Raw genomic sequence first — 14,239 nt, 5'->3', positions numbered from 1 at the left:
TGTTTTTTTGGACAATATCCATCAGGAACAACAGGGAGGTAAAGGATGGAACGACGTGTTGCTATAGTGACTGGCGGTACGGGAGGGATTGGTTCTGCCATCTCTCGGCGTTTGGCAGCCAATTATCAAGTTATCGCTTGTTATTTTAAGAATGGGCATCATGAAGAAGCGAAGCGCTGGCAGGTTACTCAAAAAGAAGCAGGCTTTGACATAGACATTCTCTATGCTGATTTGGCTAATTTTTCCGATTGTGAAAAACTGGTCGCACTTGTCATGGAACGTTATGGCCAAATTGATGTTTTGGTCAACAATGCAGGGATCACCTGCGATACTTCTTTTAAGAAGATGACGCAACAACAATGGCAGCAAGTGATTGATGCCAATCTCAACAGTGCGTTTAACATGACGAGAAATGTATTGCCAGCCATGCTGGAGCACAATTATGGACGAATTATCAGTATCTCCTCAATTAACGGCCGCAAGGGACAATTTGGGCAGTGCAATTATGCTGCAACCAAAGCGGCTTTATTTGGGTTTAGTAAGAGCTTGGCGCAGGAAGTGGCAAGCAAGGGTATTACTGTGAATACCGTTTCACCCGGTTATATTGAAACCCCCATGCTATCTTCTCTGAAACCTGAAATTTTAAGTTCCATTATTGCGCAAATTCCTGTTGGCAGATTAGGCAGGACAGAAGAAGTAGCTGCCGCCGTAGCATTTCTGGCGCATCCTGAATCCGGCTTTATTACGGGTGCCAATCTGGATGTAAATGGCGGTCAATACATGTAATCTGTGGATAAGCTGTTGCCGAGATGCTCTCTCTTTTAAGGAAGATTATGACTGAAAAAGTGGTGTTAATTACGGGTGGTATGGGGGATATTGCTACGGCTATCGCCAAACAATTAAATAAAGCCTATGGCCCGGTAGTTGCTTTGGATGTGGCTTCTCAGGAAGAGGGGGAGCATTGGCGGGCTAATTTAAATGAACAAGGTTTTCACAAAGTTCATTACCGTAAAATGGATGTGACAAATTTTGAAGAGTGTGGAGAAGTCATTGCAGCCATTGCAGCGCAATTTGGCCGGATCGATGTATTGATTAACAATGCAGGGATTACGCGGGACGCTGTATTTCATAAAATGACTAAGCAGCAATGGGACGATGTGTTACGTGTAAATTTGGATGGGATGTTTAATGTGACACGGCATGTGGTTGAATACATGCGTGCACAAGAAAGCGGGCGCATTGTCAATATTTCTTCAGTTAATGGACAACGCGGCCAATTTTCGCAAGCCAATTATGCGGCATCCAAAGCGGGAGTATACGGATTTACCAAGAGTTTGGCGCAAGAATTAATGGCTAAAAATATTACCGTGAATAGTCTGTCGCCTGGCTATGTGAATACCCACTTAATGGAAGGCATCCGCCAAGATATTCTTGAAAAAATAGTGGAACAAATTCCCGCCAAACGCTTAGCAAAACCCGAGGAAATCGCTTGGGCTGTCGATTTTTTGCTTGATGATAGGAGCATTTACATTACAGGTTCCAATTTAAGCATCAACGGTGGTTTGCATATGTATTAGGCTTGCAGCGATGAGACTTATAAAAAAATATAAAAACCGTCGTCTATACGATACGGAAACCAGCAAATACATTACGATTGAAGAACTTGAGCGATATACCGTCGAGGGAATTTTATTTCGTGTGGAAGATGCTGCTTCGGGGAAAGACATTACAAACAATACTCTTTTACAAATTTTGGTAGAAATGGAGGCGGGGCCTACGCAATTTTTGTCAACTGACTTACTTAGGCAGCTGATTAATTTGGCCCGCCATCCTATGCATGAAACGTTTAAAAGCATGCTGGAACAAACCATGGCGCTCATGGAAAAGCAATTTCGGGAAAATCCTTATTTTAATTCGGAAGCAACGAAAGCCTGGAATGAACAAATGCAGCAATTTATTTCTCAATGGCAGAATTTCTTCCGTAATTAATGGTGCAGCGCAACGTAATTTGTCTTGACAAAAAAGTCAGGCAGTCTACAATTTCATTGTGCACTGCAACATAAAAGGAACAGATTATGAACCGTGAATACTTTGAAAAATTGTCTGATATGGCAAAGAAGGCACAAGCTCCTTTTCAAGCCTGGGCTGAATTAAATGTGAAAACATTGCAAAGTTTTTCGTATGTAAAACCTGATGAATTTGCAAATATTAAAAAGCCTGAAGAGCTTTTTGAAAAACAAATGCAAATGTGGGTAGAAAATGGGCATAAAGCATTAGATTACATGCAGAAATCATTTCAAATTTATGAAAAAGCAATGCTTTCCTTAATGCAGGAAACAAAACAGCAGTCTGAAACTAAAAATTGATAATCATCATCCTAGCTGTAGCGTCATGCACAGCTAGGATTTTTCTCTATTGCGATTACTGGCTTCGCACTCTTATACACATATTCTCCAGGTGCTTTTTCTATACTTTTATATGGTAATTCATCAATATTGGGGATATTTCGCAGACGGCCTGATTTTTTATTCAGCCATTGAAACCAGGTTGCCCACCAGGAACCTCGATGATGTGTGGCTTGCTTCAACCAATCATCCGCTGCCTCAGGTGCTTTAGAATTCGTATAAAAGCCATATTTTTCACCGCCGGGAGGAATAATGATTCCTGCAATATGGCCAGAGCCTCCCAATAAAAAATGTTTTTCTCCCTTAAAAAGTTTGAACCCCTCATAAATGGTTTTCCATGGGGCAATATGGTCTTTTTGCGTTGCAACGAAAAAAGTGGCGACGGTAATTTGCGTCATATCCAGCGGGGTATGATTCAAATGGATTTTGCCGGGTTTAATTAAATCATTACAGAGATACATCCAGCGCAAATACTGCGAATGCATTTTGGCGGGCATATTCGTTGAATCTGCATTCCAAAATAAAATATCAAACGGTACGGGCGCTCTTCCACGCAAATAGTTTTTAATGAAAAATGACCATATCAAATCACTAGCGCGCAACGAATTAAATGCATTCGCCATAAAATGGCCATCAAGATAACCTTGCTGATTCATTTTTTCTTCGAGTTTGCAGAGTTGCTCCTCATCAATAAATACGGCAATGTCTCCCGGATCACTGAAATCTATCATGGATGCAAGAAATGTTGCTGAGCGGATAAAATCATCTTGATGTGCCTTAAGATAAGCTAATAACATTGCCAATAGCGTACCGCCGATGCAAAAACCCAATGCATTGACTTGCTTAACGTTTAATTGCTGCTGGATAATGCGGATTGCGGTAAGAGGGCCTTCATGCAAGTATTCGTTTAAACCCTTATGGGCAAAACGCCTGTCTGGGTTAACCCAAGAGATAACGAATACAGTAATTCCCTGACTGACCAGCCATCGGATCAGGGAGTTTTCCTGGCTTAAATCCAAGATGTAATATTTATTAATCCAGGGTGGGATGATGAGAAGCGGAATAGATTTTACCTGTCTCGTATGGGCAGTGTATTGAATTAATTCCATTAATTCATTTTTATAAATTACGTTTCCCGGAGTAACAGCAAGATTTTCTCCAATTTTAAAGGCGCTCGTATCCGTCATTTTAATAGAGAGCCGAGAGGAGCCGGCTTCCAAATCATCCAGGAAATTTTGCAAGCCTCGCAGCAGATTTTTACCTTGGCTTTGCATGGTTTCAGCCAAAAGTTGCGGATTTGTGTGTAAAAAATTATCCGGGGAGAGTGCATCTAAATATTGGCGCGCAAAAAATCTAACGCGTTTGGATTGCACGGGGCCTGAGTATTCTAATTGTTCCAACAATGCCTTTAAATGCTCAGCAGCAAGTAAATATTGTTGGCTTAATAAATTAAAAAAAGGATTATTGACCCATTCTTCACTACTGAAGCGCTTATCTTGAATAGGCATGGGTTGACCTTTCTGCCAGGATTCAAGATGTTGGTATAAAAGCGTCGCTGCATCATGACAGTAGGCAATTTGCATTTGCCAGAGGCTTTGCGGATTTTTGTTTAAAGCCATGGCGGTTGCTTGCACGTCTTTAAATAAGTCCATGATTTTTTCAAAAAACATGGATAGGTGTTGTGGTTGTTCCTTAAAGGAAGCTAATAAACGCAAGCTTTTTTCTGCAATGGATTGCATCAGTTCACTCAGTTCTTTGTCTTGAAACACGAATAACTCCTTTTAAGATTGTGCTTCCCGTTTGCAGTCTGCAAAGGCGCGTTTTATTTTCCTGCGACTTGCATGAAATTAGCAAGCCGGATAAATAGCATAGCCTAAGGAACAGCATGTGTTTGCAAATGCGCAAACGGTTATGGCTTGGGCGTCTTTATGATATAAGATACAATGATTTATTTGCCCTCAAAGTTCCCATGCGCCTTAAGCAATTAAAATTAGCAGGCTTTAAATCGTTTGTGGATCCCACGGTCGTTCCCTTTTCCAGTGAATTGGTAGCGATTGTTGGCCCAAACGGCTGCGGCAAATCTAATATCATTGATGCCGTGCGCTGGGTGATGGGAGAAAGTTCTGCCAAAAGCTTGCGCGGCGAGTCCATGACGGATGTTATTTTTAATGGTTCTGCAAACCGCAAGCCAGTCGGACAAGCGTCTGTTGAATTAATTTTTGATAATAGCCTTGGCCGCTTGACAGGACAATATGCGGCTTATCAGGAAATTTCAGTTAAACGTTTGGTGACCCGTGACGGGGATTCGGCTTATTTTTTAAATGGCAGCCGTTGCCGACGCCGCGACATCAGTGATATTTTTCTAGGAACCGGCGCAGGTGCCAAGGGGTATGCCATCATAGGGCAAGATATGATTTCACGCCTTGTCGAAGCACGTCCGGATGATTTAAAAGCATATATTGAGGAAGCGGCCGGCGTATCCAAATATAAAGAGCGCCGCCGTGAAACGCTGCAAAGGATAAGCCACACACGTGAAAACCTGGATAGAGTGGCGGATATCCGTGAAGAGCTCGGTAAACAACTTTTGCGTTTGGAGCGGCAGGCAAAAACGGCGCAGCGTTTTAAGGCATTAAAAGAAAAAGAGCGTTTATACAAGGCAGAAATACTAGCCTTAAAATGGCGGATTTTAGCTGACGAACAAAGCGTATTGCATACAAAGCTTAAGCATCTTTCCCTGCAATACGAGCAGCAGCAGACCCAACTTATTGGTCATAAGAAAGGTGAAGTTGCAGTTAAAGACACGTTAAATACAACACAAGAGCAATTTCAGAAAATTCAAAAAAATTTTTACGAATTGGGACATGAAATTGCCCGTCTTGAAGAAGCGATTCATAATCAGCAGCGCGAAAGGCTTAGACTAGCCGAATACATTGAGCAATTGAAGCAAGAATCGCTGGTTTCAAAAGAGAAACAAAATTATCTAGAAAGTGAGATTAAGCTTGCACAAAAAAGCGTGGAAGAGTTAAGTGTAAATTTGATAAAGCTTGAGGGAGAATTATCCATCCAACAGCGCATGCTACAAGAAAAACAAGAAGCAGAGCTTGAGTGGAATAAAAAATGGCAGCAAATGCTTGCTGAGCAAAATACCGCCCGGCAAAAAATTGAAATCACCAAACTTAATTTACAACACCTAGAGCAGCGGCGTGCGCAAACTTTAGTACGCCTGGAAAAAATTAAACAAGAACATGCTTCTTTTTCGTTCGAAGCGCTTGCGGCAGAGATAAATGCTTTGCAAGACACGAGTAAGAACATAGAAGAAGAACAAGACGAAATCATTATAAAAGCCAAGCACATAACAGAAACTTGTACGAAATTGCAGACGAAGCTGCAGGAAACCGAGCAATTATTGCGTGCCACGCAAACCAAGGTACAAAAGCTAACCACAGAAAGAGCGGCATTACAAGCAGCACAAAATGCAGCATTTAAAGTCAAAAATGATCTTCATGCTTTGCCGCAGTGGCAAAATAACCCACGGTTAATAGATGCCATTCATGTCTCTGAACCCTGGCGCCCCGTGTGTGAATTTATCTTTGCTGAAAGCTTACATGCCATTTTATTGGATTCACTGCAGCCAGTCTTGGAAAAAGCCATGGAGGCACAGGGGAAGACGGCGGCATGGGTTACCCCTGTACAAAAAATAGAGGCAGGGGCACCCTACCCACGTTTATGCGATAAAGTTTCCGGCACGATACCAAATTGGGTTTATGCGTTTGAGCATATTTTTGCTGCTGAAACTTTACAGGAAGCATGGTTGTGGTTATCCGATTTAAAACCGCATCAATCCATAGTCACCCTCGATGGGTATTGGTTAGGCCCAGGCTGGATGCGCACGATTAATTTAGCGGAACAAAATAAGAACAGCCTTCTTCTTTGTAAAGAAACCTTGCTTAAGGTTAATGAGGAATTGGTTGCAGCCGAGGCAGAATTCCAAAATTTATTACTAAGACGTGAAGAAATACATGAAAGTTTGGCAAAAAATACGCAATTGGAACATGTCATACAAAAAAATATGGCAGGAGGGCGAGAAGCCCTGCAACAAAATAGGCTGGCACTACAACACAAAGAGCAATTGCTGCAACAGGCACGGTCGCGCAGTGCCGGCATAAAAGAAGAAATTGACGAATTGCAAGAATTGCTGGAATCGTTGGCGTTTGAATCACTGCAAACCGAACATGCCTTGGCTGCAACTAGGCAAGCTTATGCCCAAAGTGAAGAGCAACTGCAAAGCGTTATGGCGGTTAAAGATTTACAGCTCAATGAGCTTGAGCAATGCCGGCATTTAGTAGATAAAACCCGCGCGCAATTGCATCAGGCAGAGTTGCAATGTAATCGCGAAAAGATGAAAGCCGAACAGCTTCAGCAGGGGTTGCAGCAGGAATTGCTCCGTAGTGAACAACTGGAGTTGCGGTTGAATAAATTGCTGCAGCAGCATCATGAATTGGATGCGCCCGATGCAGAATGCAAGGGCAAACTTGAAGAAAAAATAAACCTGCACCAACAAGCTGATGCACAATTGCAAAAAATACAGCAACAGATCGATGCATTGCAAGCCCAGTGGCAAGAATTGGAATGTGTTTTAAAACAGGAAGAGGAACAAGTTTCCCTGCTGCGCGAGCAAATCCAGAATCTGCATTTGCATGAGCAAACATTAAAAATTCGCATTGCGGATGTGCTTGCAGCCTTAAAAGAATTTAATACTCAGCCCCTCCCTTTGCTGGAAGCTATTCCTGATGACGTAACCTTGGCCTTACGCGAGCAAGAACTGTTGGAAATCAATCAAAAAATTAAAACGCTTGGACCTGTCAATTTAGTCGCTATTGACGAATACCAGGTGGAGTTGGAGCGGAAACAGAATTTGGATGAACAGCATCGTGACTTGAGTGAGGCATTAGTCATTCTTGAAGCTGCCATCGCCAAAATGGATCAAGAAACCGAACGGCGTTTAGAAGAAACATTCATGCAAATCAACACCTCGTTTCAAGCACTTTTTCCTCGTCTTTTTGGAGGCGGTCATGCCAAGTTGACATTAACTTGTGATAATCTTCTGGAAGCAGGAATTCAAGTGATGGCTAACCCTCCTGGGAAACGGAATAGCACTATCCATATGTTGTCGGGTGGCGAAAAAGCCATGACCGCAGTGGCCCTTGTTTTTGCAATTTTCCAGCTTAACCCAGCGCCTTTTTGTATGTTGGATGAAGTGGATGCACCGCTAGACGATGCTAATGTAAGGCGTTTTTGCGATCTGATTAAAGAAATGTCACAATTCGTACAATTTTTGTTTATTACACATAATAAAGTTACCATGGAGTTGGCAGATCACTTAATGGGGGTAACGATGCGTGAACCTGGGGTTTCGCGCATCGTTGCAGTAGACGTGCAATCTGTTGTTAATTCGTTAGAATGAGGAGCTTATGATGCAGGCAAACTGGAGTTTGATGCTAAACATCCTATTGTTAATTGCAGTGATTATTGCCATAGGACGCATGTTAAAGGCGCGACGTCAAAGTTCGGCTGTAATAAATCATCAGCCGTCTGTGGGGCAAATCGATTCTCCTGCTTTTGAGGACATCATTGCTGTACGTAAAGTCGATCAGGAGCCTAAAGTACAGGCAATCCCTGAGCCGGTTTATGTCGTTCATGAAAAACCGCAGGCATATAGCGCGCCGCCGCCCTCTGCAAAACCTTCCCTACATGAAAAACAAGCCATCTCACCTAAGCTTTCCCCGCAAGAAAAAATAATGGTTAAAGAGGAACCGGCGGCGCGTAACTTAAGCCATGCGTTTATGGTATTTTTATTAGCCAAGGAAAATCGTCAATTCGCAGGCTATGAATTGCTGCAAACCGTATTGGCTGCAGGTTTGCGCTTTGGCGAAGGCAATTTATTCCATCGCCACCAATATCCAAATGGTCAGGGTCCTGTACTCTGCAGTCTGGCTGCAGCTACGTCAACTGGCGTATTTGATTTGCAAAACATCGGTGCATTCAGTGTGCGTGGTTTATGCTTGTTTATGCAAACATCAGGAAATTCGACTATAGATAGCGAGCGTTTTTCCATCATGCTGGAAACTGCAAAACAATTGAGCGAAGGCTTAGATGCCCATCTTCTCGATGAGCAGAGAAAGCCTTTAACTGATGCTGCCTTGCAGCGTTATTATCAGCGTTTGCAGCTGGAAGAAGTGGCTGATTAACCGCTCGTGGAAAACAATGAGCCACCATCCTGGTTAAAACATTATCCTGACTATTGTTCATTGGAAATTAAAGTCAAACCAGGCAGTAAAAAAAATCAGCTTCTCTTGGATGGAAATGGCGGGGTGCTTCTTTGCCTGCAGGCACCCGCCAAGGAAGGGGAGGCCAATCGGCAGCTCATTAAATATCTAGCCAAGTTATTACGGGTTAAACAAAAAGATATAACGATTCAACAGGGTGCTGTGAGCCGAAAAAAACGCTTGCAAATTCAGGCAAAGCCGGAAGAGCAAGAGAAAATTATAAAAACAATCACCGAACTAAACGAGTAATGCATCATGATGAGACTTCAGGAAATCGCCGCCTTATTAAATACAACATGTACACAAGACGCAGAATTGAGCAGTATATCGATTGATAGCCGTCAAGTGCAGCCACGCAGTTTATTTGTCGCCATCAAAGGGGAGCGCTTCGACGGGCACGACTTTATTGCCGAAGCAGTCAGCAGGGGGGCTATAGCGGTTCTTTGTGAAAAAGAAATACCGCATATGCAGGCAGTGCAATTTGTGATCCCGGATGCTCTGCACGCATTGGCGCTTATTGCGGCGCAGCATCGACAAAAGCATGCTTGCAATGTCATTGCTTTAACCGGAAGCAATGGTAAAACGACGGTGAAAGAAATGATTGCGGCCATACTTCCGCAGCCATCCCATGCTACCCGTGGTAATTTAAATAATCATATCGGTGTGCCGTTGAGCGTTTTACACCTTAAGCCGGAACATCGTTATGCCGTTTTTGAATTAGGTGCAAATCATCCCGGAGAAATTGCGCATAGCGTGGCTATCGTAAAACCGCAAGTCACGTTAATTAATAACATTGCCCCGGCTCATGTAGAGGGATTTGGTTCCATCGATGGCGTGGCCAAGGCGAAAGGTGAAATTCATCAGGGTTTGCCGAAAGATGGTACGGCAATTATCAATGCCGATGATGCATATGCGCATTTTTGGGATGACTGCTTGCAAGGGAAGAAAAAGGTCCAATTCTCTGCCGCGAAATCAACCGATATCCATGCGCGCGACATTATTTTTGATGAGAAAGGTCATGCCCAATTCGTTTTAGTGACGCCAGCAGCAGAAGCGCAAATTAGTCTGCGGGTGCCAGGTTACCATAACGTCTGCAATGCCTTGGCAGCTGCTGCATGTACCTGGGCGCTGGGCATCGACACTGTGCGAATTGCCTCTTCTCTATCAGAGTTTGCCGGGGTAGCGGGCAGGATGACACCACGCATTGGAAAAAATCAATCTTTAGTTTTGGATGATACCTATAATGCAAACCTTCGCTCCGTATTAGCGGCGTTGGAAGTTTTAGCAAAATATAAAGGCAAGCGCATTTTTGTATTTGGGGATATGGGGGAATTGGGGGAATGGGCCAGGCAACACCATGAGGAAGTGGGTGAAGCTGCGCGTCAGCATGGCATTGACATGCTGATGACATGCGGCGCCCACAGCCAGTTTACTGCGCATGCTTATGGTGCTCGCGGTAAGCATTATCCCAGCCAGGCTGCTTTAATACAGGATTTGTTGCCATGCTTGGATGAGGAAACCATTGTTTTAGTTAAAGGTTCACGTTCGGCTGCTATGGAGAATATCGTTCAGCAATTAATAAATTAATGGCAACAATATTGCATATGAGCCGCTCATGGTGAATAGTTGAAGTTAGAGGAATATGATATGCTTTGCTGTTTTTTTATTAGGGCTTGTTAACAACTCTTGCTAAAAGTATAAAAATCTATCGATTTGTGGCTAAGCTGTGCTTTTCAGAGCGGTGCACAGCAATGTCTGCAATCGAACAGCTTGTCCTCTTTTAGTGACTGATTAACCAAGCTATTCGCCTCCCACATAGAATTAAGAACGATAGAGGTAACATACATGTTGTATTGGTTAACGCAACTATTGCAAGGACAATATCACGCATTTCGAGTCTTTCAATATTTAACATTCCGCTCTATTCTGGCAGCATTGACTGCTTTGTTGGTAGGGCTTTTTTGTGGTCCGGCCATGATCCGCTGGTTGCGCGGTTTGCAGATTGGACAAATGGTTCGCGACGACGGTCCCAAAACGCATCTCTCGAAAGCCGGTACTCCAACGATGGGCGGAGTATTGATTTTATTAGCCGTGACCGTAAGTACCTTGCTTTGGGGAGACTTACGCCAAGCAAGCCTGTGGCTGGTATTATTGGTCACCCTGGGGTTTGGATTGGTGGGCTGGGTCGATGACTATCGCAAATTGGTCCTTAAAAACAGTAAAGGGTTGCCGGCGCGCTGGAAATATTTTTGGCAATCATTAATTGCTATCGTGGCAGTTGTTTATTTGTATTGGCATGCTGACATGCCGATCCAGACACAGTTGACGATCCCGTTTTTCAAGAATTTATTAATCGATTTGGGTCCTGTTTTTCTGGTTTTAGCTTATTTTGCAATTGTTGGAAGCAGCAATGCGGTTAATCTTACCGACGGGCTGGATGGTTTGGCGATCATGCCTATCGTCATGGTAGCGGGTGCCTTAGGCGTATTTGCTTATGCTGCCAGCAATGCAGTATATGCTCATTATCTTGCCATTCCATATGTACCGAATACTGGTGAGTTGACTATTTTTTGTTCTGCAATGGTTGGCGCAGGTTTGGGTTTTCTTTGGTACAACAGTTATCCTGCCCAAGTATTCATGGGGGATGTCGGTTCGCTTGCATTAGGGGCGGCCCTAGGTAGTGTTGCTGTGGTGGTAAGGCAAGAACTGGTTTTGTTGATCATGGGCGGGTTATTTGTACTTGAAACCTTGTCCGTCATTTTGCAAGTAGGTTATTTTAAGTATTCGGGCGGCAAACGTTTATTCCGTATGGCGCCTTTGCATCACCATTTCGAGTTAAAAGGATGGTCGGAGCCGAAAGTTATTGTGCGTTTTTGGATTATGACCGTTATTTTTGTGCTTTGCGGTCTTGCCACATTAAAACTGCGGTAATTGATTCAAATTAAAGGTTGGCACTATCAACCATTTTATGAGAGGTATCTATATGCACCCGTCGTTGCATCTAGTAGTTGGTTTGGGTAAAACCGGGCTGTCGATTGCTCGTTACATGCATCGAAGAAACATGCCTTTTGTGATGTTTGATACGCGTGAAAACCCGACGGGATTAGCTGAGTTTCAGGCTCAATTTCCGGATGTAGACGTTTTTTTGCAAACATTGCCGGAAAGTTTGTATCCGCAGCTGAGCGAAATCATTTGCAGTCCAGGTGTGTCTTTGGATGAACCCTTTCTTAAGAAAGCCATGCAGCAGGGTATTTCTGTATTGGGCGACATTGAGTGTTTGGCGCGTGAAGTTGATGTTCCTATCGTCGCTATTACTGGCACCAATGGTAAATCCACTGTCACCACGTTAGTAGGTGAAATGGCCAAAGCTTCAGGATTGACCGTGGCAGTAGCCGGGAATATTGGCTTGCCTGTATTAGATATTTTGGATGTTGGCGTGCGTTACGATTTGTGGGTATTAGAATTATCGAGTTTTCAATTAGACCTCACGCACTCATTAGCTCCTGTGGCTGCCACCATTTTAAATGTCACGCCTGACCATTTGGACAGGCACCACACGTTTGATGCTTATGTTCAGTCAAAGCACCGGGTTTATCAGCAAGCCAAGACATTGATTTATAACCGTGCGGACGAATATACGCATCCTGATGCTAGTAAAGTTCAGGCTGCCAAAGTATTAAGTTATGGCCTCGATGCACCACGCGCCGGAAATTGGGGATTAATCACCACCGATGCCATTACTTACCTTTCCCACGGAGAGGAGCGCTTGTTGCCCACCGATGCTTTGCGTATAAAAGGAAAACACAATTGGTTAAACGCTCTGGCTGCCTGTGCTTTGGCAGATGCAGTAGGTATCGCTCCAGTTTTTATGACTGAAGTGTTAACGCGTTTTTCAGGTTTGCCGCATCGCAGCCAATGGGTGAGAACATTGGACGGCGTGGATTGGATTAATGATTCGAAGGGCACGAACGTAGGTGCGACGATGTCTGCAATTTCAGGGATAGGAGGCTCTATGCAAGGCAAAATCGTATTAATCGCCGGGGGACAGGGAAAGGGCGCTGATTTTTCAGAGCTTCATCAACCGGTGGCTGATTATGTCCGTTCAGTTGTTTTAATTGGTGAAGATGCTGATAAAATCGAAAAAGCAATCGGAAATGCCGTACCCGTATTACGTGCACCTTCACTGGATGAAGCAGTCCATGTGGCGAAATCTCACGCAAAACCGGGTGATGTCGTGTTGTTGTCGCCTGCATGTGCAAGTTTTGATATGTTTCGGGATTTTAATCATCGCGGAGATGATTTTATTGCTGCGGTGAACGCTTTGTGAGTACCATGCGACCTCGCCATTATACACAACGTGGAAAACCGACGAATAAACCATTGGCTTTGTATGATAAATGGTTGATTGCTGCAGTCATGGGGCTAATCATCATTGGCTTAATGATGGTTGCCTCAAGCTCGGTGATGATATCAGCCAGAAATTATCACCAGCCATTTCATTTTTTAATCCGGCAAGCCTGTTACCTTGCGCTGGGTTTTAGTGCAGCCATCATTATTATCCGCACCGACAGCAGCGTTTGGGAAAAAGCCAGCATTCCGTTGCTGTTGATTTGTTTGTTAATGCTTCTTTTGGTACTGATTCCAGGTATCGGACGCATGGTCAATGGTAGCCGTCGCTGGCTTTCTCTGGGGCCTATCGGGATTCAGGTTTCAGAGCTTGCAAAAGTGACCATGATTTTTTATTTGTCGGGATATTTGGTTCGCCAGCAGCAAATGATGAATCAAAGTCTCATGGGCTTTATCAAGCCCATGATCATATTGGGGATTTTTTCTTTTTTATTACTTTCGGAGCCAGATTTTGGAGCCACGGTGGTGATTGCAGGAACTGCGATGGCCATGTTGTTTTTAACGGGCGTGAAATTGCGTTATTACGTGGGTTTATTATTGTTGGTAAGTGCGAGTTTTGCTTTTCTGGCAATTTCATCCCCTTATCGTTTAAAGCGGTTAACCGGTTTTTTAAACCCATGGGCTGATCAGTACAATACAGGTTATCAATTGACTCAATCCCTCATTGCCTTCGGACGGGGGGGATGGTTTGGCGAAGGGTTGGGTGATAGTGTGCAAAAATTATTTTATTTGCCCGAAGCACACACAGATTTTTTATTTGCAGTACTGGCGGAAGAATTAGGGCTGGTCGGAATTCTGCTTGTTTTAACTTTGTATAGTATACTGGTTTTTAGGGGTTTATTAATTGGTTTGAATGCTTATGCCCAGAATCGTTTATTTGCCGCATACACGGCTTATGGAATTACGTTCTGGTTGGGGTTGCAAGCGGCGATTAATATGGGTGTCAATGCTGGCTTGCTGCCAACAAAAGGATTGACGCTGCCGTTAATGAGCTACGGTGGTGCCAGCATGGTCGTCTGCATTTGTGTTATCGCTTTATTGTTACGAATTGATCATGAAAATCGTTGGCAGTCTCTTGGTTTATAAAGAGGCAATGCAATC

At 43.7% G+C, this 14,239-nt stretch carries 12 protein-coding genes; 11 read left to right on the top strand and 1 reads right to left on the bottom strand.

The window, feature by feature from the left end:
* Positions 1–45 precede the first annotated feature (45 nt).
* The 4 genes from phbB (ELY11_RS03295) to ELY11_RS03280 all read left to right on the top strand — a co-directional run bounded on the left by phbB (ELY11_RS03295) (position 46) and on the right by ELY11_RS03280 (position 2,366).
* Positions 46–786 carry an acetoacetyl-CoA reductase gene (gene phbB / locus ELY11_RS03295; protein WP_127032518.1) on the top strand — a complete coding sequence of 247 codons (741 nt, stop codon included), beginning with the start codon at positions 46–48 and terminating at the stop codon, positions 784–786.
* A gap of 44 nt (positions 787–830) precedes the next feature.
* Positions 831–1,577 carry an acetoacetyl-CoA reductase gene (phbB, locus tag ELY11_RS03290; RefSeq protein WP_126953774.1) on the top strand — a complete coding sequence of 249 codons (747 nt, stop codon included), beginning with the start codon at positions 831–833 and terminating at the stop codon, positions 1,575–1,577.
* A 10-nt stretch (positions 1,578–1,587) separates the two neighbouring features.
* Positions 1,588–1,989 carry a polyhydroxyalkanoate synthesis regulator DNA-binding domain-containing protein gene (locus ELY11_RS03285; protein WP_126953717.1) on the top strand — a complete coding sequence of 134 codons (402 nt, stop codon included), beginning with the start codon at positions 1,588–1,590 and terminating at the stop codon, positions 1,987–1,989.
* An 86-nt stretch (positions 1,990–2,075) separates the two neighbouring features.
* Positions 2,076–2,366, top strand: a complete 291-nt coding sequence (locus ELY11_RS03280) for a phasin family protein (RefSeq protein ID WP_126953716.1) — start codon at positions 2,076–2,078, stop codon at positions 2,364–2,366.
* A 23-nt stretch (positions 2,367–2,389) separates the two neighbouring features.
* Here the strand turns inward: ELY11_RS03280 and ELY11_RS03275 are convergent, their stop codons facing one another.
* Positions 2,390–4,174: a PHA/PHB synthase family protein gene (locus ELY11_RS03275; protein WP_127032517.1), complete on the bottom strand. Its 1,785-nt coding sequence runs from the start codon at positions 4,172–4,174 to the stop codon at positions 2,390–2,392.
* A 200-nt stretch (positions 4,175–4,374) separates the two neighbouring features.
* Between ELY11_RS03275 and smc the strand changes: the two genes are divergently transcribed.
* The 7 genes from smc to ftsW all read left to right on the top strand — a co-directional run bounded on the left by smc (position 4,375) and on the right by ftsW (position 14,224).
* A complete protein-coding gene (gene smc, locus ELY11_RS03270; RefSeq protein WP_127032534.1) occupies positions 4,375–7,869 on the top strand; it encodes a chromosome segregation protein SMC in 3,495 nt (1,164 codons plus the stop codon).
* Between the two features lie 10 nt (positions 7,870–7,879).
* Positions 7,880–8,653 carry a cell division protein ZipA C-terminal FtsZ-binding domain-containing protein gene (locus tag ELY11_RS03265; protein ID WP_126953772.1) on the top strand — a complete coding sequence of 258 codons (774 nt, stop codon included), beginning with the start codon at positions 7,880–7,882 and terminating at the stop codon, positions 8,651–8,653.
* A 6-nt stretch (positions 8,654–8,659) separates the two neighbouring features.
* Positions 8,660–8,980 carry a DUF167 domain-containing protein gene (locus ELY11_RS03260; protein ID WP_126953714.1) on the top strand — a complete coding sequence of 107 codons (321 nt, stop codon included), beginning with the start codon at positions 8,660–8,662 and terminating at the stop codon, positions 8,978–8,980.
* Between the two features lie 9 nt (positions 8,981–8,989).
* Positions 8,990–10,318, top strand: coding sequence for a UDP-N-acetylmuramoyl-tripeptide--D-alanyl-D-alanine ligase (locus ELY11_RS03255; RefSeq protein ID WP_127032533.1), 1,329 nt, complete (start codon positions 8,990–8,992; stop codon positions 10,316–10,318).
* 258 nt (positions 10,319–10,576) lie between these two features.
* Complete coding sequence (gene mraY, locus ELY11_RS03250) at positions 10,577–11,662, top strand: phospho-N-acetylmuramoyl-pentapeptide-transferase (protein WP_126953713.1); 1,086 nt, start codon at positions 10,577–10,579, stop codon at positions 11,660–11,662.
* 52 nt (positions 11,663–11,714) lie between these two features.
* Complete coding sequence (murD, locus tag ELY11_RS03245; RefSeq protein ID WP_126953712.1) at positions 11,715–13,058, top strand: UDP-N-acetylmuramoyl-L-alanine--D-glutamate ligase; 1,344 nt, start codon at positions 11,715–11,717, stop codon at positions 13,056–13,058.
* Positions 13,059–13,063: 5 nt separating this feature from the next.
* Positions 13,064–14,224 carry a putative lipid II flippase FtsW gene (gene ftsW / locus ELY11_RS03240; protein WP_199737620.1) on the top strand — a complete coding sequence of 387 codons (1,161 nt, stop codon included), beginning with the start codon at positions 13,064–13,066 and terminating at the stop codon, positions 14,222–14,224.
* Positions 14,225–14,239 lie beyond the last annotated feature (15 nt).

The sequence above is a fragment of the Legionella septentrionalis genome, from assembly GCF_003989745.1.
In the GTDB taxonomy this organism is placed as follows: domain Bacteria; phylum Pseudomonadota; class Gammaproteobacteria; order Legionellales; family Legionellaceae; genus Legionella_A; species Legionella_A septentrionalis.
This window is presented reverse-complemented; position numbering and strand designations above follow the sequence as displayed.